Source organism: Pseudomonas sp. RC3H12 (genome assembly GCF_018596375.1).
Lineage (GTDB): Bacteria > Pseudomonadota > Gammaproteobacteria > Pseudomonadales > Pseudomonadaceae > Aquipseudomonas.
The window spans coordinates 1,481,903-1,505,479 of sequence record NZ_CP075595.1 but is presented as its reverse complement, the minus strand read 5'-3'; the positions used below and the strand labels follow the sequence as shown (position 1 = coordinate 1,505,479).

Here is a 23,577-nt window from a genome sequence, read left to right as displayed (position 1 = left end):
CCGTGCTGGTGGGTGTATCTGCCGGCTACGACCTTGATCAGCTCGACTACCTGCTGACCGACGCCGAACTGCCCCAACATTGGAACGCGTGCTGTACGCTCGGACACCAATCACTAGCTCCGCCCCCACAATCGAGGGAGCGGGCTTGCCCCTCGACAGGCTTAACGCCAATCGCGCTCTTCGCCGAAGAATGCCCGCGCATTCGCCTCCAGGCTCTCCAGGTGGTACCCGCCTTCCTGCACGATCAGGCACGGCAAACGCAACCCACGAATCTCTTCACCAAGGCGGGCGAACCCTTCGGTAGTCACCGCCACTTTGCTCTGCGGGTCCAGCTCGTAGATATCGAAGCCCAGCGAAAGTACCAGCACCTCGGCGCCGAAGTCCTTCACCGCTTGCAACGCAACCTCCAGCTGCGCCATGAAGTCCGCTTCACTCGACCCGTGGGCCATCGGCAGGTTGAGATTGCAGCCCTCTCCTGCTCCGCTACCGCGCTCGTCGGCAAAGCCCGCCACTCCTGGATAGAAATTGGTCGGGTCACCATGCACCGAGACGTACAGCACGTCGTCCCGCTCGTAGAAAATCTCCTGGATGCCCTGCCCGTGGTGCATGTCGGTATCCAGGATCGCCACGCGCTGATAGCGGCCGCGCAACACCTGGGCCGCGACGGCGGCGTTATTGAGGTAGCAGAAGCCACCGGCGGCATCATACCGGGCATGGTGCCCCGGCGGACGGCACAGGGCATAGGCGGCGGGTTCGCCGTCAACGATGACCTGGGCCGCGGCGACGGCGCTCTGTGCCGACCAGTAGGCGGAGCGCCAGGTATGCTCGCCCACCGGACAACTGCCATCGGCCAGGTAGCGCCCGGCCTGGGCAAGGATGCCGCGCAGGGCGTTGGGTTCGCGGACGAAGATGTTGGACATCACCTCGTCGCCCCAGTCCTCGGGCACCTCCTTCCAGCGCGCATGAGCTTCTTCGAGGAACGCCAGGTAGGCTTCGCCATGCACCGCCTTGAGCGGAGCAAGGCCGGCATCTTCGGGTTTGCGGATATCGAAGCCAAGGTCCTTGGCGGCCTGCAGCAGGCGCTGGGCGCGTTCGGGGACTTCCTGCGGGGTGCGCATGGCGCCGCGCGAATAGTAGCTGCGCGGATGGTGGAGCAATTGTTCAGGGTGGAAATAGCAGCGCATCAGGCTTCTCCTTCGACAACCTGGCCGGCACGGGCCAGCACGGCGTTGAGCAATACATCGGCGCCCTGGCGGGCATCCTCGGGCAGCACATCCTCGGCCTCGTTGTGGCTCAGCCCACCGACGCAGGGGATGAACACCATCGCCGTGGGGCAGTAGCGAGCCAGCAGGATCGCATCATGGCCGGCACCGCTGACGATGGACTGCTGGCTGTAGCCCAGGCCATCCACCGCCTGCTGCACGGCGGCCACGCAGTCGGCGTCGAACGGGGTGGCCGGGCTGACCCAGTGGCGTTCGATGCGTACCGCCAGGCCACGCTGGCTAGCGATGGCCTGCAACTGCAGACTGATATCGCGCTCCATGGCGTCGATGGCCTCGTCGCGGTGATGGCGCAGGTCAAGGGTGAAGCGCACCAGGCCGGGGATGGTGTTGCGCGACGACTTGGCGATGCTCAGCTCACCCACCGTGGTCAGGCCCTCGGGGGCGAAATCGCTGGCCAGTTGTTCGATGGCCTGGATCATCCGTGCCACGCCGTACAAGGCGTCCTTGCGCAGCTTCATCGGCGTGGTGCCAGCATGCGCGGCCATGCCCTCGACGGTGACGTCGAGCCAGCGGATTGCCTGCCCGCCGCTGACCACACCGATGCTCCTGGCGTTGTCCTCAAGGATCGGGCCCTGCTCGATATGCGCCTCGAAATAGGCGTCAACCTTGCCGCCCAGCGGGCGTTGGCCGGCATAGCCGGTGCGCGCCAGTTCATCGGCGACGCTGATGCCGTCGGCATCGCGGATCGCCAGGGCCTGGGCCAGCGGCAAGGTGCCGGTGAACACCGCCGAACCGAACATGGCCGGGGTGAAGCGGGCGCCCTCCTCGTTGGTCCACACCGCGATTTCCAGCGGTTTGCGGGTACGGATACCCAGGTCGTTCAGGCGGCGCACCACCTCCAGCCCGGCCAGCACGCCGTAGACGCCGTCGAAACGCCCGCCCTCGGGCTGGGTGTCCAGGTGGCTGCCCATCATCACCGGCGCGGCGTGCGGGTCGCTGCCTTCGCGGCGGGCGAACAGGTTGCCGATAGCGTCCACGCTCAGGCTCAGCCCGGCCTCGCGGCACCAGCGGCCGAACAGTTCACGCCCGGCCTTGTCCTCGTCGCTCAGGGCCAGGCGGCAGCTGCCGCCGCGGGCGGTGGCGCCGATTTCGGCCATGGCCATCAGGCTCGCCCACAGGCGATCGCCATTGCTTTTCAACATTGCGGATACTCCAGATTCAGGCCAGCTCGAGCTGCCGGCCAAGGGCGTAGCGGCGCGCCAGCGCCAGCACGCAGACCAGGGAAGTGCAGGCGATAAGGCTGTAGAAGACCGCCATCGGCCACCATTGGCCGCTGAAGCTGTGGGCCAGCCAGGTGCCGATCAGCGGGGTCAGGCCACCCGCGATGGCGCCACACACCTGATAGGCCAGGGAGATGGCGGTGTAGCGCACGCGGGTGGCGAACATGCCGCTGACATAGCCGGCGATCACTGCGTAGAACGAAGCCATGCACGCCGCCGCCAGGGCGATGCCGAGCACGATCAGCGGGCCTTCGCCGCTGCTCACCAACACGAACATCGGGTACGGCGAGGCCATCGCCAGCAGCGCCATCAGGGCCAGGAAGCGCGTGGCGCCGAGTCGCTCCGACAGCCACGCCGCCAACGGCTGCACGCAGAACTGGATGATCGCCACGAAGAACAGGCATTCGAGGATCAGCGAACGCTCCAGATGCAACTGCTGGGTGGTGTAGCTGATCATGAAGGTATTGGTGAAATAGACCCCGGCGATGCCCAGGGTGTTGGCGCCGATGCACAGCAGCAGCGGCCGCCAGGCGCTGCGCAGCACTTCCAGCACTGGTGCCTGCTCCTTGCGCCGGGCCTGTTCGGCGTGCTCGCGGCTGGCGAGGAACTCGGGCGACTCGTTGACCCCCAGGCGGATTGCCAGGCCCACCAGCAGCAACAGCGCGCTGGCCAGGAACGGCACGCGCCAGCCCCAGCTCATCAGGTCTTCTTCCGGCAGACGGGTGACCGCGCTGAACGCCAGCAGCGACAGGATCAGGCCTGCCGGGCTACCCAACTGGGCGAACGAGGCGAAGAAGTTGCGCCGGCCCTTGGGCGCATGCTCCCCGGCCATCAGCACCGCCCCACCCCACTCGCCACCCACGGCGATGCCCTGGACCACGCGCAACAGGATCAGCAGCACCGGCGCGCTGGCGCCGATCTGCGCGTAGGTCGGCAGCAGGCCGATGGCGACCGTGACCACGCCCATCATCAGCAAGGTAATGATCAGCGATTTCTTGCGCCCGATTCGGTCGCCGATATGGCCGAAGATGATGCCGCCCAAGGGCCGAGCGAAGAAACCCACGGCAAAGGTGCCGAAGGCAGCCATGGTGCTGAACAGGCTGTTGTCGGAGGGGAAGAACAAGGCACCGAACACCAGCGCGGCGGCGGTGGCATAGATGTAGAAGTCGTACCACTCGATCATGGTGCCGATGAACGCGGCGGCGGCGGCACGGCGCGGTTGTGGCGAAGCGGCGGGCTTCATGGGGTGGCTCCTTTGGTTGTTTTTCTGGCAGGAGTGGTTCGGGTCACGGTGGCGCTCTGGCGGCGCCTGGGTCGGGCTCCGCGAAGAGGCCCGCACTGCTGGAGATCATTCATCGCGGGCGCCTATAATTCAATTTTCTATTTATTATTCGAATTATTAACCACGCTTATCATCGAGCCCGACCATGCCCGACCGCCTGCTCAACGACCGCCTCGACTGGAACCTGCTGCGCACCTTCCGCGTCATCGGCCAGGAACTGTCGATCAGCCGCGCCGCCGCCCGCCTGCACCTTACCCAGCCCGCCGTGAGCCAGGCGCTCAAGCGCCTTGAAGAGCAACTCGGGCGCCAGCTCATCGCCCGCCGTGGGCCGCGCTTCGTGCTGACCGAGGTGGGCGAGCAGCTGTTCCAGCTGGCCGGCGAGGTGTACGGGCAGATGTCGCAGATCGGCGGCCTGCTGGAGCAGCCGGCGGACGAACTGGTGGGCAAGGTGCGCCTGTTGATGATCAGCCGTATCGTCAGCGAACGCTTCGACGACTTCCTCGCCGACTTCCACCGCCAGCACCCGCGGGTGGAGCTGGAGATCGACGTGATGCGCAGCTCCGACATCATCGCCGCCCTGCAGGAAAAAACCGCCACCGCCGGCCTCAGCCTCAACCGCCGGCCCCAGCCACGGCTGGAGCAGCGGTTGTTCTTGCGCCAGCGCTACGCGTTCTTTTGCGGCAAGCACCACGCGCTGTTCGGCCAGGCCGAAGGCGACCTGCAGCGGGAGAATTTTGTCAGTTTCACCAGCGACCAGATCGGCGGCATGCTCTCGCCGCTGACCATCTTCCGCGACCAGCAGGGCTTCGCCGGGCGCATCGTCGCCTCGTCGCCGAGCCTGGAAGAGGTGCGCCGCCTGGTGATCGCCGGCTTCGGCATCGGCTGCCTGCCCGAGCATGTGGTGGCGCCGGATGTGGATGCAGGGTTGTTGTGGAAACTGCCGCCGCAGGAAGGCATTGCCGACGTCGACATCCACCTGTTGTGGAACAAGGACCAGCGCATGAGCCGTGCTGAAAGCCTGTTCGTCGAGGCCTTGCTGTCGGCCGCCACATCTGTGATCTAGCGGCAATCCTATAGGCGATCAGCGGCCGAGCGGTAGGCTTGCCCACGTTCGCGCTTACCTATCGCCACGACCACGACAACCACCCGTTCATCCTCGACGCGGTAGACCACCCGATAGCCGCTGGCCTTGAGCTTGATCTTGAAATGGTCAGGCAAATCACGCATTGCATCCGCCCCAACCCTGGGGGAGAGCAGACGCTCCTTGAGTTTTCTCCTGGCTTGCTCGCGCACGGTGTGCCCAAGCTTCTTCCATTCTTTCAGCGCCGAAGGCAGAAACTCGAGCTCATAAGTCATCCAGTTCGACCGGGATGCCTTTCTCTCCCGCACGCGCCTTTACCAATGCCGCAAGCTCCATGTCTTCCAGTCGCTCCATAATCGCCTCGTAGAGTTCAGCGGGCACCATGTAACCCATGACGCGATTATGGTTGAGAACGGCCACCGGTTTCCCCTGCGCATCGGCCATCACCGCCGTAGGATTCTTCTTTAGTTCCGAGACGCTGACGGTCACGTCGGCAAAGATGTTCTGCATATCGATCGCCCTCATTCAAGAGCCATAGATTGGTCTGAATTCAGGTCTTTTTCAAGCCGGCGCGCCATAGGCTTATCGCTTACAGGCTATGCGATACCCCGGTGACCCGCGCCCGCCCCAACCAGATATACGCCAGCGCCAGCAACCCAAGCCCCAGCGCGGCGAACACCGCCACCACCACCTGGCTGTAACGCGCCAACAGCGCCGGGAACCCCGTCACTTCACGAACCACCTGGATATCGGCACTGCCATCGGCATCACGAATGCTGATCCCACCCTGGCGGATCTGCGAATAGTCAGCGTCGAAGTACACCCAGACCTTGCTCTCGCTCACCCCGTCAATGGCCGGCAGGTCGATGCTGCTGGTCGGCGTCGGCACCAGCGTGTCGTTGCCGGCCGCATCGCGCACCTGCACCAGCCCCTTGGCCGGCAGGCGAATGTGCACGGCCTTGAGCGGTACACGGGCGGGGTTGGACAGCTCGATGAGCAGACCGGTGCGGTGGTCCACCAAGCCGGCCTCGAAGGGTCTGGCGAACAGGTGCAGGTACGGCGCCTGGGCCAGGTCGACCAGCTTGTCGATCTGCGGGTGGCTGAGGGCGCCTGCGCCGATCTCGCTAATCTGGGAATGCAGCCGCTCGTACTTGAGCAGGTCGTTGGCCTGGCTGATGCGCTCGTTGAACTGGCCCGGGTAGGTGAGATGGGCGTAGGTCAGGCGCGCCTGCAAACGGTCGTCGTCGCGCAACGCCATATAAAGCGTGGCGCCGACGGCAACCAGGGCCAGCAGGCCCACCAGGGATTTACCGACTTTCTCCCAACTCACCTTGAAGGTTCCTTGTTTGATGGGCGTGACGAGACGCAAGGCAGGCAAGGGTGCCAAGAACACCGGTTGCGGGCAAGGCCTGGCTGCCTGTGACGACACTATCGCGGGGCAAGCCCGCGACAGGAGCCTAGCCCACCTCGTGTTCGTGAGGTGGGGAGCATTCCCCACCCAGCCTCGGGTGTCTATCCCCAGGTTTGTGGCAGTTGCCCGAGCGTGTCTCATTCGCACTCCTGCAACATCTTGAAACACGTGGCGTTTAGCCACTTGCCGATTGGCACAGCGGTTGCTGACCCCTGTTCAAGGCACATCGCCACTTATCGCAGTGGCAACAGATGCCAACCTGCACAACACGGGGCATACGGCAATGAAGAAACCAGTGGCAACATCGACCCAGGTGTTCAGGTTGCCCTCCCTCACGGCGCTGCTGCTCAGCCTGGGGATGGCCAACGTGTTCGCTGGGTCGCTTGACGACGTGAGCCAACCACCGCCCACCGACCCTTCCGCCTTCAGCGACCCGGCCGCCGATCCGGTAGCCCAGGCGGCTGCGCTGGAGGCCTTGAAGAACATGCCCGAGGCCAACGAAGGCTCGCTCGAACTGAGCAACGGGGTCTACGGCACCCGTGCCACGGTGACCAGCGACAATGCCCTGCCCCCGGCGCAGCAGACCTCACGTAAATACCCCACCAATGGCAAGCCCAGCCCATTGTTCGGCGCCGAACCCTTTACCCAGCAGCTGCTGCTGTTCGAAGAATTCGGCCCCGAGAAACTCGACCCGGCCACCCCGCCCTACAGCCTGACCTTCCCGCCCCCGGTGATCGGTGCCGCGCCCGCGCAGGACCCAGACTACGCCGCGCGCAGCAGCCCCAACGGCAATGCCCTGGAGGCGTTCCTCACCCAACCGGGGCTGACACCGTTCCCGTCGCAGTACGCCAACGTGCTCGACCGCAACCCGTGGAAGGCGCAGATCGAGATGTTCCTCAACCGCAGCGGGGTCGGCTCTCCCGCCGAGGGCCGCCCACCAGGAAAGGGCTGGTCGCACCAGCGCTGGAACGAGTTCTACCCCCAGGCCGCATTCAAGACTGCGCAGGCCGGAGCACGCATCAACCAGGGCCTGCGCGACCGCAAGCAACTGCACAACTACGCCAAGGGCGAATTCGCCCCGGGCGGACTGTACTACCAGACCTCCGACATCCCCACCACCCTGGGTACCACCAAGGGTATTGATACCCGCTTCCACCCGAAAATGCCCCTGCAGGGCCACAAGGCGCTGTGGACCTTCGACGGCACCTTCCCGGTCAAGCTGCTGATGGTGCGCTATGGCCAGCCGGTGCTGATGCGCCACTACAACGCCCTGCCGATCGACCCCTCGGCCAACAACGGCTTCGGCCTGCACACCATCTCCACCCACGAGCACAACGGCCACTCGCCGGCCGAGAGCGACGGCTTCGCCAACGCCTACTTCTTCCCCGGCCAGTACTACGACTACCGTTGGCCGATCCAGCTGGCCGGCTACGACACCATCAACACCCGCGCCCAGGACCCGCGCGCCGCCTTCCCCTGCGCGCCGGGCGAAACCCTGTACGTCAACGATGCCTCCCCGGGCCTCAAGACCTGCGAGAACGGCAGCATCAAGATCCGCGGCGATTGGCGCGAGACCATGAGCACCCACTGGTTCCACGACCACATGCTCGATTTCACGGCGCAGAACGTCTACAAGGGCAACGCGGTGATGATGAACTACTACTCGGCCATCGACCGTGGCAACGAAGCCCTGCAGGACGGCGTCAACCTGCGCTTCCCCAGCGGCGCGGCGATGCCGTGGGGTAACCGCGACTACGACGTCAACCTGGTGATCGCCGACAAGGCGTGGGACGCCAACGGCCAGTTGTGGTTCAACCCGTTCAACACCGACGGTTTCCTCGGCGACCAGATCCTGGTCAACTGGCAGTATCAGCCCAAGCTCAAGGTGCGCGCGCGCAGCTATCGTTTTCGCCTCCTCAACGGCTCGGTGTCGCGCTACTTCAAGTTTGCCGTGGTGCGTGAAATCGCCGGCAACGGCGGCGAGTTCAAGGGCCCGAGCGGCTCCAACGTCTCCTATGCCCGCGTGCCGTTCCACATGATCGCCAACGACGGCAATATCATGGAACATGCCGTGCCGTTCGACGGCACCCTCGACCTCAACGGTGACGGCAACCTGCAGGACAACAACGCCATCCTGCCGCTGCAGGGCATCGCCGAGCGCTACGACATCATCATCAATTTCGCCAAAAACGGGATCAAGGTCGGCGACAAGCTGTACTTCGTCAACCTCATGGAGCACGACACCGGAAAGGGCCCGAAACAGTCCATACCCCTGGCCGACGTGTTGTCGGAGAAGTACAAGGCGGTGATCAAGCAGACCAGCAAAGGCCCGGAATGGGATGGCGGCGACCCGGTTGTCGGCAAGTTCATGCAGTTGATCGTGCAACCCTATACCGGCCAGGACCTCAGCATGGACCCGAGCTTGTATGAACCGGCCAAGCCCGGCAAAACCGCCGGATTGGTGATGATCCCCCTGTCGATCGACCGCAACAGCGCCAGTGACCAGACCAAGATCAAGGCCGCCCGCCACCGCGAGTTCATTTTCGGCCGCTCCGACGGCACCGACAGCACCCCCTGGACCATCAAGACCGACGGCGGCTTCGGCTACACCATGGACCCCCGGCGCATCAGCGCCGCCCCGCAACTGGCCAATGAGGCCACCGACGGCGGCTTCAGCGGCGACGGCACCCTGGAAGTGTGGAAGATCAAGAACGGCGGCAACGGCTGGAGCCACCCGGTGCACGTGCACTTCGAGGAAGGGGTGATCCTCAGCCGCGACGGCAAGGCCCCGCCGGAATGGGAAAAATGGGCACGCAAGGACGTCTACCGCATCGGCCCGGACAGCGACTCTTCGGAAGAAGTGGAAATGGCCATCCGCTTCCGTGAGTTCGCCGGTACCTACATGGAACACTGCCACAACACCCAGCACGAAGACACCTCGATGCTGTTGCGCTGGGACCTCGAGCACCCCGGCCAGTTCCAGATGATGCCGACGCCATTGCCTGGCTGGGATGGCGTGGAGTATGTCAACTCCGCGGCCCTGCCGACCTTCCGCACCTCGAGCAGTGGCCCGGGCAACGACAGCAACAAGCCGCCGGTGGCGGTCAACGACAGCGCCGCGACCATGGCCGGCAAGCCGATCGTGCTCAACGTACTGGCCAACGACACCGACCCCGACGGCAACCTGCCGCTGAGCGTCAGCAGCCTGGCCCAGCCCGACTCCGGCCAGGGCACGGTCAGCAGCAACAGTACCCAGGTCACCTACACCCCACCGGGCACCGTCGCCACGGCGTTCACCGCCAGCTTCACCTACGCCGCACGCGACGCCAAGGGTCTCGAATCCCTGGCCCCGGCCACGGTGAGCATTGCGGTTTCGCCCGCCGTGCCGATGGACGAGATCCAGGTCAGCAGCGCTTCGGTGCAGTTGCGCAGCAACAGCCGCTGGACCTGGGAGGTGTCCGGCACCACCTCGGTGGCCGCCGGCAACAGCATCCGGGTGACCAGCAACACCACCAGCGGGCCGCTCGACCTGGGCCTGGCAACGCTGAGCGCCAGCGGTTCCGGCGCGCGCTGGAAACTGTCGGTAACCACCACCGGCAGCGGCCCGGCCTCGCCACCGGCGGTAACGGTCAAGTCGGCGCTGGGGCAGAGCGTGACGGTACCGTTGAGCATACGTTGATATCGCCAAGACCCGACAGGGAATTGGCGTGGGAGCGGGCTTGCCCCGCGATGAACGCACCGCATGGCACCGGCTCTGCCGGTGTTCGCGGGGCAAGCCCGCTCCCATGCTGCCCTGGCCTGCCCCTGACCAGAGGGTAAAACCATGCCCCGCCTCTTCCGCCTGCTGCTCCTGTTGCTGCTTACCCTCAGCCTCGCCTGGTCGCTGCCCCCCAGCACCCGCGCAACGCCCTCCAGCCCCTGGGGTGCCAACTACTTCCCCAACATTCCCTTGCTCACCCAGGACGGCCGCCAGGTGCATTTCTTCGACGACCTGATCAAGGACAAGGTGGTGGCCATCAATTTCATCTTCACCGGCTGCGGCGACTCCTGCCCGGTGGAGACCGCCCGCCTGCGCCAGGTACAGAAGCTGCTGGGCGAACGCGTCGGCCAGGACATCTTCATCTACTCGATCAGCATCGATCCCTACAACGACACGCCCGCCACCCTCAAGCGCTACGCGGAAAAATTCGCCATCGGCCCCGGCTGGACCCTGCTCACCGGCGAGGCCGCCGACATCGAACAGCTGCGCCGCAGCCTGGGCCTGTACATCGAAGGCCTGGAGAATGGCCGCAGCAAGGACCACAACCTCAGCCTGATAATAGGCAACCAGGCCACCGGCCGCTGGATGAAGGCCTCGCCCTTCGAAAGCCCGTACATCCTCGCCGACCGCCTGGCCAACAGCCTGCACAACTGGAAAACCGCCAGCGCCCAGCACCGCGACTACACCCTGGCCCCCGACATCCGCCCGCCGAGCAAAGGCGAACAACTGTTCAGGACCCGCTGCTCGTCGTGCCACACCTTGGGCGACGCCGAGCCTGGCGCCACCCATGGCATCGGCCCGGATCTGCTGGGGGTGACCCGGCAACGGGACGAACTGTGGTTGAAGCGCTGGCTGATGGAGCCTGATCGGATGCTCGCGGAGAAAGACCCGTTGGCGATGCTGCTGTTCACGCAGTACAACCAGTTGGCGATGCCCAACATGCGATTGGGGGAAACCGAGGTGGCCGCCTTACTGGGGTATCTGGACGAAGAAACCACTCGGCTGAATGGGCAGTAGATGCCTGCTGGCGGCCACCCTGCAGCGCTTGCCAAACGTTGTGTCCGACATCCAGAGGGATGCGCGCTTGATGGCACTGCACACCGTCAAGATTGCGACCAGAGCGGCCAGGCGAGCAGAAAACCGGCCAGGCTCAGGCACAGAATGATCCAACCGATATAAATGGGCGGCGCGGCGCCCGTACGCTGCCTAACCCCGCTGGACACCCTGATGACCGGCGCAGTGCCCAGCGTGATCAATGCCTGCAATGCCATAAGCAGGCCAGGCTGTGCAGGCTGGTAGTGCCAGGCGCCCAACAAGGCGAAACCGGCGAAGGCAATGACCATCCAGCCCCAGCCAACCAAGTGGATCAATGCCAGCAGTAGTAGCCGCTGAGCGTCATCCAGATCGCGCCAGCTGCGCGAAAGCGCCACGCTGTGATAGGACATGAACTGTTTGCGCGTGCAGTAGACCACACCTACAAACAGGACGAGCAGCAAGGCGGCGCCGTAGAAAGACGATGAAGCGACCATCAGGGTCGACATGGCATGGCTCCTGAGCGTGCACCGCCCACATGGCCAGGTGCGTGCGCCGATGATGGCGCAGGCTTCCCTCCGGCAACTACTGGCAAAACTGCCAGGTCCCCCCACCCTTGGCCCCTTGACCAGCGCGTCCAGCCCACTCCATGCTCGACCGCTTCCACCCACGCTCAAGGAATGACCGCATGAAGCTGGAAACACTCGCCATCCACGCGGGCTTCAGCCCCGACCCGACCACCAAGGCGGTGGCCGTGCCGATCTACCAGACCACCTCGTTCGCCTTCGACGACACCCAGCACGGCGCCGACCTGTTCGACCTCAAGGTCGCCGGCAACATCTACTCGCGCATCATGAACCCCACCAACGATGTGCTCGAACAGCGCATGGCCGCCCTCGAAGGCGGGGTTGGCGCGCTGGCAGTGGCTTCGGGCATGGCCGCCATCACCTATGCCATCCAGACCGTGGCCGAGGCCGGCGACAACATTGTCTCGGTAGCCAAGCTGTACGGCGGCACCTACAACCTGCTGGCCCATACCCTGCCGCGCCAGGGCATCACCACCCGCTTCGCCGCCCACAACGACATCGCCGCCCTCGAGGCGCTGATCGACGAACGCACCAAGGCGGTGTTCTGCGAGTCCATCGGCAACCCTGCCGGCAATATCGTCGATATCGCCGCGCTGGCCGAGGCCGCCCACCGCCACGGCGTGCCGCTGATCGTCGACAATACCGTGGCCACGCCAATCCTCTGCCGCCCGTTCGAGCACGGCGCTGATATCGTCGTACACTCGCTGACCAAGTACATCGGCGGCCACGGCACCAGCATCGGCGGCATCGTCATCGACTCGGGCAAATTCCCCTGGGCCGATCACACGCAACGTTTCGCCCTGCTCAATACCCCCGACCCGTCCTACCACGGCGTCACCTACACCGAAGCCTTCGGCCCCGCCGCCTTCATCGGCCGCTGCCGCGTGGTGCCGCTGCGCAACACCGGCGCCGCGCTGTCGCCGTTCAACGCCTTCCTGATCCTGCAAGGCCTGGAGACCCTGGCCCTGCGCATGGAGCGCCATACCGAGAACGCGTTCAAGGTTGCCCGCTACCTGCAGGAACACGACCAGGTGGCCTGGGTGAAATACGCAGGCCTGCCCGATCATCCCGAGCACCAACTGGCCCAGCGCTACACCGGCGGCAAGCCGGCCTCGATCCTGTCGTTCGGCATCAAGGGCGGCCAGGCCGCCGGGGCGCGCTTCATCGATGCGCTGCAACTGGTGGTGCGCCTGGTGAACATCGGCGACGCCAAGTCGCTGGCTTGCCACCCCGCCTCCACCACCCACCGCCAGCTCAACGACGACGAGCTGGAAAAGGCCGGTGTGCCGCGAGACATGGTGCGCTTGTCGATCGGTATCGAGCACAGCGACGACATCATCGCCGACCTCGCCCAGGCCCTGGAGGCCAGCCGCGGCTGATCCACCCGCGCCCCACCCAATGCCGACGGCGGGCGCCCACTTGCAGAACCGGAACCGCGCGCAATGACCCTCTTCTACCTGAAACTCCTCGTCACCCCGCTGCTGATGTGGACCATCTCACTCGCTTCACGGCGCTGGGGCGGCCTGCTCGGCGGTTTGCTGTCCGGCCTGCCGATCACCTCGGCGCTGGTGATGACCTTCCTGTGCCTGGAGCAAGGCACGGCCTTCGCCCTGGGCGCGGTGCCGGGTGCGCTGGGTGGGCTGGCGGCCGTGCAGGCCACCTACACCTTCTACCTGTTCGCCACGCGCAAGCTCGGCATCGCTGCGGCGGTATCGCTGGCGATCCTGTTCTATGGCCTGGCGGCCTATGCCTTCACCCACTGGGGTGCTCTATACCTGTCGATCGGCGTGGCGCTGCTGCTGATCGGCGTGCTGATCCGCGCCAGTGGCCGCGAGCCAAGCCCCGATACGCTTGCCCAGCCCCGGCACCGCTATTGGGAGATCCCCCTGCGCATGGTGTCCGCCACCGCGCTGCTGATGCTCACCACCAGCCTGGCCAGCTGGCTGGGGCCGGCGACCAGCGGAATGTTGGCGCCGATCCCGGTGATCGCCTGGCCGTTGGTGGTGTTCGCCCATGTACAGGGCGGCCGCGCCGGGATGGCGGCGATGGTGCGAGGTAATGCCATCGGCGCGGTAGGGGTGATTGCGTTCTACCTGGCGATGGCGGGGTTGCTCGAACATACGGGCGTCGCCATTACCATGCTGGTTGCGATGGCGACCGCCGTTGGCCTGACCATCGCCCTGGCAGCACTATTGAAAGGGCGTACCTAGCTGCCGCAATCGACGGCACATCGGTATCACGGACATTGATACCCCGTACCGCGTCTTGCGCCAGGGCCTGGGCCCCTTCGAAAAATCGATGATGGCAAACTGGCATTCCGCCAAACCTCGACAATACTGGCTCGTCACATGGATTCCTTGCCCACAACAACAAAAGGGATTTTGCGATGAGCCAGCCCCAACCCTTGGACGTCGCCATCATCGGCGGCGGTGTCTCCGGTACCTACAGCGCCTGGCGCCTGCAACAGGCCCACGGCGACAGCATGCGTATCCAGTTGTTCGAATATGGCGACCGCATCGGCGGGCGGCTGTTCAGCGTCAAGCTGCCCGGCCTGCCCAACGTGGTCGCCGAGGTGGGCGGCATGCGCTACATGCCCGGCGCCGACGGCCATGTGATGGTCGACACCCTGGTGCAGCACCTGGGCCTACCGAGCAAGGACTTCCCCATGGGCAACGAACTGCCCAAGGACGCGCCCATCGGCGCCCAGGACAACCTGTTCTACCTGCGCGGCCAACGGTTCCGTTTCCGCGACTTCGTCGAAGCACCGCACAAGATTCCCTACGACCTGGGCTGGACCGAGCGCGGCTACAATCCCGAAGACCTCCAGGTCAACGTGATGAACAGCATCTACCCCGGCTTCGACAAGCTGAGCCTGGCCGAGCAGATGCAGGTGCAGGTGTTCGGCAAGCCGATCTGGCGCTATGGCTTCTGGGATCTGCTCTACCGCGTGCTGAGCAACGAGGGTTACCAGTTCATGAAGGACGCCGGCGGCTACGAGGCCAACGTCGCCAACGCCAGCGCGGTAACCCAGCTGCCCGCCACCGAATACAGCGACGCCACCGTGTTCCGCACGCTCAAGGATGGCTTCCAGAGCCTGCCGCTGACCCTGGCCCAGCGCTTCAGCGAACAGGCCGGCGGCCTGGTGCCCGCCGACCAGCGCATCCAGATGAACCGCCGCCTGGCCGCCCTGAGCTACAGCGACGACACCGAGTACCCCTACCGCCTGCACCTGCGCCACACCGAGACCGTCAACGGCAAGACCCACGACCTCGAAGGCGAGGACATCGTCCACGCCCGTCAGGTGATCCTCGCCCTGCCGCGCCGCGCGCTGGAGCTGATCGACTCACCGCTGTTCGACGACCCGTGGCTCAAGGACAACCTCGGCTCGGTGCTGGTGCAGTCGGCATTCAAGCTGTTCCTGGCCTACGAGCAACCCTGGTGGCGCAACCTGGGCCTGGTGGCCGGGCGCTCGGTCACCGACCTGCCGATCCGCCAGTGCTACTACATGGGCACGGAGTGCGATCAGGCCGGTGGCGAGAACACCTTCAACTCGCTGCTGATGGCCTCCTACAACGACATCGGCACCGTACCGTTCTGGAAAGGCCTGGAAGACGGCCCCGAGTTCATCGGCTACACCCCGCGCAGCCTCGAAGGGCGCATCGCCAGTGACGCGGTGGTGCCGCGCACGCAGTTCCAGATCAGCGACGAGATGGTGCGCATCGCCCAGCGCCAGGTCACTCAGCTGCACGCCCAGGTCGAGCTGCCGGCCCCCTATAGCGCCGTGTACCACGCCTGGGACGCCGACCCCTACGGTGGCGGCTGGCACGAGTGGAAGGCCAACTACCGCCTGGACCTGATCATCCAGAAGATGCGCCACCCGGTGAAGGACCAGCAGGTGTTCATCGTCGGCGAAGCCTATTCCTATGGCCAGGGTTGGGTCGAAGGCGCGCTGACCACCGCCGAGTCCGCCTTGCAGGAGTTCTTCGAACTGCCGCGCCCCAACTGGCTACCGGCCTCCTACCAACTGCTGCCGACCCCGGCACCGGAAGAAATCGACTACGCCACCCCGCCCATGCCCGGCCACGCGCCGCAGGTGCTCGAGGCCATCACCCAGGCCATCTGCGCGGGGGTCAAGCCATGAGCACCTTTACCGTGGCCGACTACCTGCTGACCCGGCTCAAGGAGTTGGGCCTGGACAAGGTATTCCAGGTGCCGGGGGATTATTGCTCCAGGTTCATGAGCGCGCTGGACGCCTTCGACGGCATCGACGCCGTGGGCGAAGTCTATGAGATGGGCGCCGCCTACAGCGCCGACGGCTACGCCCGTGTGCACGGCCTGGGCGCGGTGTCGCTGCAGTACGGGGTGGGCACCTTCAGCGCGGTGAACGCCATCGCCGGCGCCTACGTGGAGCGCAACCCGGTGGTGGTGATCTCCGCCAGCCCCTCGACCAGCGACCGGCTCAAGGCCAATGCCCAGAACGTGCTGTTCCATCACTCCACCGGCAACTTCGAGGCCGACCGCAACGTGCTGGAGCAGGTGACCGTGGCCTGCGAGATCCTCGCCGACCCGCACCGCGCGCCGTGGCAGATCGACAACGCGCTGATCGCCGCCCTCACCCACCGCCAGCCCATCTACCTGGAGGCCTACCAGGACATCTGGGGCGCCGAGGTCAGCCGCCCCCACGGCCAACTGACCCCAGCCCCGCGCCCGTCCAACCCCCAAGCCCTGCAAAGCCTGGTCGAGGCCAGCGTGCAACGCCTGGCCACGGCGCGCCAGCCGCTGGTACTGCTGGGCGTGGAGATCATCCGCTACGGTTTGCAGGACGCCGTGCAACGCCTGATCGACAGTTGCGGCCTGCCCTTCTCCACCACCCTCGACGCCAAGACCGTGCTCGACGAAAGCCAGGCGCCGTTCATCGGCACCTACGCCGGCCCCGCCTCGCGCCCGGAAACCTCGGCCCGGGTGGATGCCTGCGACTGCATCCTGGCCATCGGCGTGATCTTCACCGATGACTACCTCGACCTGCTCAAGGCCCGCTATGGCGAAATCGTCCAGGTGAACTGCGAGCTGGCCCGCGCCGGCGCCGACTACTACCCCAACGTGCGCCTGCCCGACTATGTCGAGGCCCTGCTCAAGGCCCTGAAGGTGGACACCCAGTTCCCCCGCCCGGGCACCGCCCTGGCCGCCTCGCGCCCGCTGCTGGGCAGCGGCGCGGTGCCCAGCGCGCTGAGCTATGCGAGCTTCTTCGACAGCCTGGTGAACTTCGCCCAGGAGCATCGCCTGTGGCAGACCAGCACGTTGATCCTCGGCGAAAGCTCGTCGCTGTACGTGGCCAGCAACATCAACGGCATGCCCCGCGGCAGCTTCATCTCCGACGCCATCTGGGGCTCGCTCGGCCACGAGACCGGCTGCGCCCTGGGCGTGGCGCTGGGCAGCGGCCGGCGCCCGGTGGTGGTGGCCGGCGATGGCGGGTTCATGATGGTCAGCCAGTCGCTGGCAGCGCTGGCGCGCAACAAGATCAATGCCGTGGTGTTCGTGATGAGCAACCAGGTGTATGCGATCGAGCAGGCCTTCGTCGACCCCGACGCGTTCACGCCCGAGGGTGAGTTCGCGCCGTTCGATACCCTGCCCGCGCTGGACTATACGGCGCTGGCCAGCGGCTATGGCGCGCTGGGGTATCGGGTGGCAACGGTGGACGAACTGGAACGCTTGCTGCCGCAGTTGCTGATGGTGGTGCAGCGGCCGGTACTGGTGGAGGTGAAGATTGCCGAGAAGGACTTCGCCGAGCAGATCAAGCGGCTGGCCGGGGTGAGTTGAGAGGTACCAGCTGCGCTGCTGATCGCGGGACAAGCCGGTGCCACGCCACGTGTGACACCTAGACGAAAACAGCCGCTTTCGATTGCTCGAAAGCGGCCCGTGTCGTTACACCGACGTTCAACTGTCGCTTTGTTCCCGCTTCGCCGGCAACTGCCCATCGATCATCGCCTTGGCCATGCCGCTGAGGTAGTACGTCGCCCGCATCAGCGTCTGTGCCTCCTTCGGTTGGCTCAACGCCTGGTAGGTGAGCCCGGTGATGCAACCCAGGATGATCGTTGTTTCCTGCAGCACGTCCTCGGTCGGCATGCCCGGGATCGCCTGCACCCAGTCACGCACCGCGTACCGCTTGGTGCGGCCGACCAGGCTGACGATCTTCAAATCGCCAATGCCCTTTGCGTGTTCGTCCTTGTCCATGACCTTGCCCCCTGGAAAAAGAAAGAGCCCGTCGCGGTTCATCCTCCAGAACCGCCAGACCAAACCGCGCGATCCCTGCGCAGTAAGCTGCCCAGTGGTCCGGCCTGTTCCAGCGGGTGAAGCGCGACGAGCAGGCCGAGACTAAAGCGAGCGCCAATCCGCCACAACGGGCTACCGGGGGGAAAAGGTGCCTTTAGGAAAAGGCCTACATAAACAACGGAAGAATGACTGTAGGACCCACATAAATCGCCAAGATCATTGTCAGCAAACGCCCCACACATCAGCAGGCTCGTTCCACCGACCAGGCATGGACAAACCGGACTGGCCTGCCAACAGCCCCGGTTTGCCTCGATCACTCAGCCTGTGGCTTCCCCCGCCCTAACCGGGCATGCCACAGATGCGCGGCACCACGACCTCCCAACGCTGGCAGGGGTACTTGTCCCAGTGTTCCTCACTGCCTTCCTCCCGGTAGCGCACGACGATATCAGCCACCTCACATCGCTCGACCGAGAATCCCGGCTCGAAGGCCTTGGCAGTTCGCCCGACCACCTGCCCCCGCTGGTTGAGGATCAGGTAGCTCTCGCCCTGAGGCCTCAGTGTCAGTGGTGCGCCTGGGCGCAAGTCACGCACCCGCGAATGGATGTCGTCATCTTCTGCATGGCGCCCCACATGGCCAAGGTTGACATCCTTGAGGGTCAATTGCTGATAGCGCCGGTCAAGGGCCGGGTCGTGGCATCCGGCGAAGACCTGACGCGGGATGCTGGCGGGCAGGCAACCGCTGAAGAGGTTGTTCACGGTGAACTCGCACAAGGTCAGGGTCTGCTCGGCACGGGTCATGCCGACGTAGTACAGGCGACGCTCCTCTTCGAGTGTCTCCTGCTTGTCGACCCAGCCCCCGTCCAGGAGCACCACATGGCGGAACTCCAGGCCCTTGGCCGAATGCACGGTTCCCAGATACAGGCCGTTGCCCGCTTGCCGGCGCACCTCGCGCACATAGTCGTACAAGCTCTGGCTGATCGTCGCAGGCTTCACCTGGAGGTCGCCGAACTCGACCCGGAGCTCGTCGAAGGCCGCCTCGAAAAAGGCCGTCGAGTACTCATCGAGCAGGGCCCGCACCCGCTGCCACGCCTGATCGACGGCCAGGGGCTCGGCCAGTTGCGCGAGGCAGTCGACCACCGCCACGAAGTCTCGCTGGCGGGTCGGCGGCAGACCACTGTCCTTGTCCGACGCCAGGTGATACGGCACCCCATTGTGTTCGCACCAGGCCTGGACCGCCAGCAGGTATCGGTGATTGCGGGCGAGTATCGCGCAGCCCTGCCAAACACCGTTCTCGAGCACCAGCAGGCGTTGCAACTCCTGCAGCGCGGCTTGGGCCTGGCGGTTGCCGAACGGCCGATCGGCCGGGTCGACAGTCAGGCGCAACACTTGGCCGCAGCGTTGAGGATCCAGCGCCTGCCACTCGCCGCCCTGCGGATCGTCCCGGCGTCGTACGTCAATTGCAATGGGATTGCCGAGCTTCATTCGCTGGCCGTTGAGACCGATCAGGTGGTTGGCCGCCGCGATGATGCAGGCGCTGGAGCGGTAGTTCTCCACAAGGAAGGCTTCCTGCGCCTCGTAGTCCCTGCGGAAAGCCTCAATGTAGCGGTTGTTGGTATCACGAAACGCGTAGATGTTCTGATCGTCGTCGCCCACGGCCATGATGCATGGCCTGGCTTCATCGGACGAACCACGATCGGCCAGGGCGCTGACCAGCCGGTACTGCAGCTCGTCGATGTCCTGATACTCGTCCACCAGGATATGCCGGTAGCCGCGCAGCAACATCGCGCGCAGGTTGGCACGCGCTTCGTCGAGCTCGTCCTCGGTCACGCCGTCTTCATCGTCGGCGTTCATCACCAGCGAGCCTTCGAGCAGTTTCACCGCGTCCTGCATCAGATTGCCCAGCGTGGTCTCATCCACCTCGTCGCCGCGCTGGAAACGCGTACCCGTCAGGCGCATGGCCAGGCTGTGATAGGTCATCACGCTGACCCCGTAGGCATCGGCGCCCACCAGTGTCAGCAGGCGTTTGCGGATCTCGTTGGCGGCATGACGGTTGAAGGTCAGCGCGACGATGGCGCTGGCAGGCACCCGGCGCACCCGCAACAGGTAGGCGATACGGTGCACGATGACCCGTGTCTTGCCCGAGCCGGGCCCGGCGAGCACGAGTCTGTTGCTGTCCAGATCGTCGGTGACGATACCGCGCTGGGTATCGCTCAGGTCCTCGACGATCATCCGCCACGACGCCTCGCTGGTAGAGTACTTGAGCACCGACTCGCGACCGGCGAAATAGTCCTTGAGGAAATCCGCCTTGTCCGCCGTGAAGTAGTCGTCGACCAACTGGTGCGCCACCTTCGGGTCCTGCAGCCAGCACTCGGCGTACTCGCGCATCACATGCACCTGGATACGCTTTTCGCGGTAATGCTCATCGAGGCCCTGGTAGTCGTCCTTGAGAAAGCGACCGCGCTGGGGATCGACCTTGATGGTCATGGCCCGGCGCATCACGGTCATGCCGTGGTTGAGGCTGAATACCTCCTGGCGATGCAGGAACAGCAGCACCCGTTCGACATACCTTTCACGGTTGTCCGCAACCCGGTCGCGCAGCTCCAGGTCCTGCTCGATCAGCCCGACCAGCTCACCGAAGGTGGCTTCGACCAACTGGTTCTTGCCCCGCTTGGAGAGTTTGCGAATCAGGTGGTTCAGCAGCTTCGTGGCGATGATGCCGCGGGTCTCACTGACGGCCTTCAGGCCTGCCCAGCCTTCGGCATGACGGAAACGCACCTTGATGTACTCGTGGCTGAGCTGGCGCATCTCGAAACTGTTGTTGCGCCGCTCGGAAATCGCATCGCGATCCGGCGACAGCCCGCGCAGCAAGCGCAACACATGCAGGGGCAGCAGGTTCTTGCGTCCGAGGCGGAGCTTGAGCATCGAGGTCAGCGCCGTCACGTTGATGTCCTGCCATCCCGCGCCCGGCGCGTCGGGCGCTTGCTCGGCCAGGGTATCCAACAGCGCCCGCTCGAGTTCCAGCAACTGCTGCAGCAACTGCGGCGAAGCATCCGCCTGGCCATAGCTGAGCACCGCCGTGAACTGGGTGTCGCTCACCAGCAACTCGCGCTTTTCCAGGTCCTTGAGCACATGGCCGACCTCCTGGGGTTCCAGGCTGGTGAGGTCCACCAGCTTCTGGATATCGATACGCTCTGCGGGGCTGGCCTTGTGCAGGTAGCTCAGGATGGCCAGGTACTCCGCCTGACGACGCTCCGTCAACTCTGATGCGCGCAGCGTGCGCTCGGCCTCCTCAAGCGGCACGTCCACCCTGGAGGCAAAGATCTGCGTGTGGTTTTCTTCTCGTGTCAGATAGCCGCCACGCTCGAGCCAGGCAACCGCCGTGACCACCTTGGTTTCGGCATCCAGGGCATCGGCGTCGAACGAGGTCTGCACGCTGTCGTCCATGAGGATCTCGCCCGCCGTGATCACCAGCTTGCCCCCACCCCGGCGCTTCGACTCACCGTTGAGTTTCTTCTGGATCTGCTGGATATCCCGCTGGCTCAGGCAGGCACGCTCGCACAGGCCGAACTGCGTCTCGATGTCCTGCGGGTCGTACAGCAACACACAATGCGCCGGCAACTGGTCACGCCCCGCCCGCCCTGCCTCTTGCAGATAATTCTCCAGCGAGCCGGGAATGTCGGCATGCACCACCAGGCGAATATCCTCCTTGTCCACCCCCATGCCGAAGGCGTTGGTGGCGACGATGGTCTGGATCTCGCCGTTCTTGTAGAGCCCCTGAACCTCGACCTTGTCCGCCGAATCCATCCCGGCATGGAAGTGTCGGCAACTGAGTCCCTGATGCGCGAGAAACTCGGCCAGTTGCTCCGCCGCCTTGCGGCTGGCCACGAACACCACCGCCGCGCCAGCCTGCTGCCCAAGGTACTCCTCCAGCAGGCGATGGACCCGCTGCGCCTTTTCGCCGCGATCGCAGCGCATCACTTCGAAGGTCAGGTTGGTGCGCTCGTGGCTGCCGAGGAACTCATCGAACCTGACCCGTAGCACGCGCTTGAAGTGACTACGGATGTCCGCCAGCACCTCAGGCTTGGCCGTGGCCGTGAAGCAGCCGATGGGCGCCGGTTTGCGCGCACCGTGGTACTGGGCGATATAGCGCACGGCATAGTGGTAGTCGGGGCGGAAGTCGTTGCCCCACTTGGACAGGCAGTGGGCTTCGTCGAAGACCCAGCCGCCCACCTCGCGTTGCTCGATGGCGCTGCAGAACGCCTTGTTGCGAAACTGCTCCGGCGACACCAGCAGTATGCCGATGTCCCCCAGGCGGATCTTCTCCAGCACATCCGCGCGCTCGGGCATGTTGAGCAGGCCATTGAACGCCGCCGCGCAATGCACGCCCTTTTTCAACAGGCCGTCGACCTGGTCCTTCATCAGCGACTGCAAGGGCGAGACGATCACCGTGAGGCTGCCAGTGCGGTGGTAGCGATTGAGCGCCGGAATCTGGTAGGTCAGCGACTTGCCGCCACCGGTGGCCAGCACCGCCAGCACATGCTGGCCACGCATGCCGGCCAGGGTGATGTCATGCTGCAGGGGCTTGCCCGACGCCTCCAGGCGAAAATCCGGATAGTTGAAATAACGCCTGAGTTCATGACGCGGGTCATGGGTGGTGAGGCAGTACTGGCAATCATCGCGGCCACAAGGCACATCGCGCAGTTCGCGGATCAGCGCGCCGACCTTGGGGAACTGATGTCGCACCCAGGGCGCCAGCACCGAATTGCCCCCAGACACCCGCAACCAGGCCAGCACATAGGCCAGCGGCAGGTGCATGTCGGGGTCCTGCAGGTCTTCGGCGAGCAGCTTGCCCAAGCGCGTACGGCACACCTTCAGGTCGCGATTGGCCTGGGCATCGCTCTCCTTCATCTGCTGCTCGATCAGCGGCCCGATTTCTTCTACCGCCACCGAATCCCGGCCGGTCAGCGCCTTGAACAGGCCTGCGGCGTCCTCCGCCGGCGTGGGCGCGAGCAGCGCCTGGTAGCAGAGCAACTCGCCGGGCTCGGTCTGCTGCAACTGGGCAAACGCCTGGCGCTGATCGTTGAACAAAGTGAGGGTGAGGCGGCAGTCGGCCAACGGCGAGTTGAGCGTGTCGCGCACCAGCTTGTAGTCCTTCACCAGCCGGTGGTAGGGGTTGCGCGGAAAGGCCAGTGGCGATAGACGCAAGGTGTCGATGCTCGGCAGGTCGTGCAACAGCATGTTCGACGCCTGCTGACGCAGGATGCGCAGATCGTGGGCAATCAGGTTGTGGCCCAGCAGGTAGTCGGCGCCTTCGGCAAGGTCATCGACCTTGGCCAGCACCTGGGCCAGGTCCTTGTTCACATCGCATTCGACCTCGCTGTCCGGATGCTTGCGCAGCGCACCGACCTTGAAGATCTCCTCCGGCTTGCCCGACCTGGCGGGCTTGACCTCCAGGTCGACGACGAGACTTTTATCCTGGGTAAACGAAAACATTCCTACGCAATCCTTGCCCGAATATTACAGAGGCGCCAGATTACAGGCTAAATGCCATCAGCAGAACCCTGGGCCTCCCCACCCCGTGCCAGTCATGATGCCGGCTTAGACCCCTCTGCCCTGCTCGAGCACTTCAGGCTACGATGACAGCTCGCCCC

The 23,577-nt window shown here is 64.9% G+C and carries 16 protein-coding genes; 7 read left to right on the top strand and 9 right to left on the bottom strand.

Annotation, left to right across the window (positions count from 1 at the left end; translation table 11 throughout):
* Positions 1–161: 161 nt before the first annotated feature.
* From KHO27_RS07040 to KHO27_RS07030, 3 genes are read right to left on the bottom strand one after another with little or no spacing between them, the layout of a single operon-like run.
* Positions 162–1,184: a histone deacetylase family protein gene (locus KHO27_RS07040; protein WP_214501496.1), complete on the bottom strand. Its 1,023-nt coding sequence runs from the start codon at positions 1,182–1,184 to the stop codon at positions 162–164.
* On the bottom strand, positions 1,184–2,425 hold the full coding sequence (locus KHO27_RS07035; RefSeq protein ID WP_110703830.1) for a Zn-dependent hydrolase: 1,242 nt from the start codon (positions 2,423–2,425) through the stop codon (positions 1,184–1,186). The genes KHO27_RS07040 and KHO27_RS07035 overlap by 1 nt, the downstream gene beginning before the upstream one ends.
* Positions 2,426–2,441: 16 nt before the next feature.
* Positions 2,442–3,746: an MFS transporter gene (locus KHO27_RS07030; protein WP_110703832.1), complete on the bottom strand. Its 1,305-nt coding sequence runs from the start codon at positions 3,744–3,746 to the stop codon at positions 2,442–2,444.
* Positions 3,747–3,930: 184 nt separating this feature from the next.
* Here KHO27_RS07030 and KHO27_RS07025 point away from each other — a divergent pair, with 184 nt between their 5' ends.
* Positions 3,931–4,848, top strand: a complete 918-nt coding sequence (locus KHO27_RS07025) for a LysR family transcriptional regulator (RefSeq protein WP_214501495.1) — start codon at positions 3,931–3,933, stop codon at positions 4,846–4,848.
* An 8-nt stretch (positions 4,849–4,856) separates the two neighbouring features.
* Here the strand turns inward: KHO27_RS07025 and KHO27_RS07020 are convergent, their stop codons facing one another.
* From KHO27_RS07020 to KHO27_RS07010, 3 genes are all read right to left on the bottom strand, one after another.
* Positions 4,857–5,141 carry a type II toxin-antitoxin system RelE family toxin gene (locus KHO27_RS07020; protein WP_214501494.1) on the bottom strand — a complete coding sequence of 95 codons (285 nt, stop codon included), beginning with the start codon at positions 5,139–5,141 and terminating at the stop codon, positions 4,857–4,859.
* Entirely contained in the window at positions 5,131–5,376 is a 246-nt protein-coding gene (locus tag KHO27_RS07015; RefSeq protein WP_110703854.1) for a type II toxin-antitoxin system Phd/YefM family antitoxin, read from the bottom strand. The genes KHO27_RS07020 and KHO27_RS07015 overlap by 11 nt, the downstream gene beginning before the upstream one ends.
* A 79-nt stretch (positions 5,377–5,455) precedes the next feature.
* On the bottom strand, positions 5,456–6,196 hold the full coding sequence (locus KHO27_RS07010) for a hypothetical protein (protein WP_110703838.1): 741 nt from the start codon (positions 6,194–6,196) through the stop codon (positions 5,456–5,458).
* Between the two features lie 364 nt (positions 6,197–6,560).
* Here KHO27_RS07010 and KHO27_RS07005 point away from each other — a divergent pair, with 364 nt between their 5' ends.
* Entirely contained in the window at positions 6,561–9,956 is a 3,396-nt protein-coding gene (locus tag KHO27_RS07005; RefSeq protein WP_214501493.1) for an Ig-like domain-containing protein, read from the top strand.
* A 144-nt stretch (positions 9,957–10,100) separates the two neighbouring features.
* Complete coding sequence (locus KHO27_RS07000; protein WP_214501492.1) at positions 10,101–11,054, top strand: SCO family protein; 954 nt, start codon at positions 10,101–10,103, stop codon at positions 11,052–11,054.
* Positions 11,055–11,140: 86 nt separating this feature from the next.
* Here the strand turns inward: KHO27_RS07000 and KHO27_RS06995 are convergent, their stop codons facing one another.
* Positions 11,141–11,578, bottom strand: a complete 438-nt coding sequence (locus KHO27_RS06995; protein ID WP_214501491.1) for a hypothetical protein — start codon at positions 11,576–11,578, stop codon at positions 11,141–11,143.
* A 179-nt stretch (positions 11,579–11,757) separates the two neighbouring features.
* Between KHO27_RS06995 and KHO27_RS06990 the strand changes: the two genes are divergently transcribed.
* The 4 genes from KHO27_RS06990 (at position 11,758) to KHO27_RS06975 (ending at position 17,473) form a co-directional block, all read left to right on the top strand.
* Positions 11,758–13,035 carry a bifunctional O-acetylhomoserine aminocarboxypropyltransferase/cysteine synthase gene (locus tag KHO27_RS06990; RefSeq protein ID WP_110703846.1) on the top strand — a complete coding sequence of 426 codons (1,278 nt, stop codon included), beginning with the start codon at positions 11,758–11,760 and terminating at the stop codon, positions 13,033–13,035.
* Positions 13,036–13,098: 63 nt separating this feature from the next.
* Positions 13,099–13,866, top strand: a complete 768-nt coding sequence (locus KHO27_RS06985) for a hypothetical protein (RefSeq protein WP_110703848.1) — start codon at positions 13,099–13,101, stop codon at positions 13,864–13,866.
* Positions 13,867–14,042: 176 nt separating this feature from the next.
* Positions 14,043–15,797, top strand: coding sequence for a flavin monoamine oxidase family protein (locus KHO27_RS06980; RefSeq protein WP_214501490.1), 1,755 nt, complete (start codon positions 14,043–14,045; stop codon positions 15,795–15,797).
* Positions 15,794–17,473: an alpha-keto acid decarboxylase family protein gene (locus KHO27_RS06975; RefSeq protein WP_214501489.1), complete on the top strand. Its 1,680-nt coding sequence runs from the start codon at positions 15,794–15,796 to the stop codon at positions 17,471–17,473. Before KHO27_RS06980 ends, KHO27_RS06975 begins: the two co-directional genes overlap by 4 nt.
* 117 nt (positions 17,474–17,590) lie before the next feature.
* On the opposite strand, the gene KHO27_RS06970 is transcribed toward KHO27_RS06975, so the two are convergent.
* On the bottom strand, positions 17,591–17,887 hold the full coding sequence (locus KHO27_RS06970) for a DUF3077 domain-containing protein (RefSeq protein WP_214501488.1): 297 nt from the start codon (positions 17,885–17,887) through the stop codon (positions 17,591–17,593).
* Between the two features lie 378 nt (positions 17,888–18,265).
* A complete protein-coding gene (locus KHO27_RS06965; protein ID WP_214501487.1) occupies positions 18,266–23,419 on the bottom strand; it encodes a RecQ family ATP-dependent DNA helicase in 5,154 nt (1,717 codons plus the stop codon).
* Between the last annotated feature and the right edge of the window lie 158 nt (positions 23,420–23,577).

Excerpts from the sequence above, each read along its gene's own strand:
- KHO27_RS07040 (WP_214501496.1), bottom strand. The coding sequence starts at position 1,184 with ATGCGCTGCTATTTCCACCCTGAACAATTGCTCCACCATCCGCGCAGC.
- KHO27_RS07035 (WP_110703830.1), bottom strand. The coding sequence starts at position 2,425 with ATGTTGAAAAGCAATGGCGATCGCCTGTGGGCGAGCCTGATGGCCATG.
- KHO27_RS07030 (WP_110703832.1), bottom strand. The coding sequence starts at position 3,746 with ATGAAGCCCGCCGCTTCGCCACAACCGCGCCGTGCCGCCGCCGCCGCG.
- KHO27_RS07025 (WP_214501495.1), top strand. The coding sequence starts at position 3,931 with ATGCCCGACCGCCTGCTCAACGACCGCCTCGACTGGAACCTGCTGCGC.
- KHO27_RS07020 (WP_214501494.1), bottom strand. The coding sequence starts at position 5,141 with ATGACTTATGAGCTCGAGTTTCTGCCTTCGGCGCTGAAAGAATGGAAG.
- KHO27_RS07015 (WP_110703854.1), bottom strand. The coding sequence starts at position 5,376 with ATGCAGAACATCTTTGCCGACGTGACCGTCAGCGTCTCGGAACTAAAG.
- KHO27_RS07005 (WP_214501493.1), top strand. The coding sequence starts at position 6,561 with ATGAAGAAACCAGTGGCAACATCGACCCAGGTGTTCAGGTTGCCCTCC.
- KHO27_RS07000 (WP_214501492.1), top strand. The coding sequence starts at position 10,101 with ATGCCCCGCCTCTTCCGCCTGCTGCTCCTGTTGCTGCTTACCCTCAGC.
- KHO27_RS06995 (WP_214501491.1), bottom strand. The coding sequence starts at position 11,578 with ATGTCGACCCTGATGGTCGCTTCATCGTCTTTCTACGGCGCCGCCTTG.
- KHO27_RS06990 (WP_110703846.1), top strand. The coding sequence starts at position 11,758 with ATGAAGCTGGAAACACTCGCCATCCACGCGGGCTTCAGCCCCGACCCG.
- KHO27_RS06985 (WP_110703848.1), top strand. The coding sequence starts at position 13,099 with ATGACCCTCTTCTACCTGAAACTCCTCGTCACCCCGCTGCTGATGTGG.
- KHO27_RS06980 (WP_214501490.1), top strand. The coding sequence starts at position 14,043 with ATGAGCCAGCCCCAACCCTTGGACGTCGCCATCATCGGCGGCGGTGTC.
- KHO27_RS06975 (WP_214501489.1), top strand. The coding sequence starts at position 15,794 with ATGAGCACCTTTACCGTGGCCGACTACCTGCTGACCCGGCTCAAGGAG.
- KHO27_RS06970 (WP_214501488.1), bottom strand. The coding sequence starts at position 17,887 with ATGGACAAGGACGAACACGCAAAGGGCATTGGCGATTTGAAGATCGTC.
- KHO27_RS06965 (WP_214501487.1), bottom strand. The coding sequence starts at position 23,419 with ATGTTTTCGTTTACCCAGGATAAAAGTCTCGTCGTCGACCTGGAGGTC.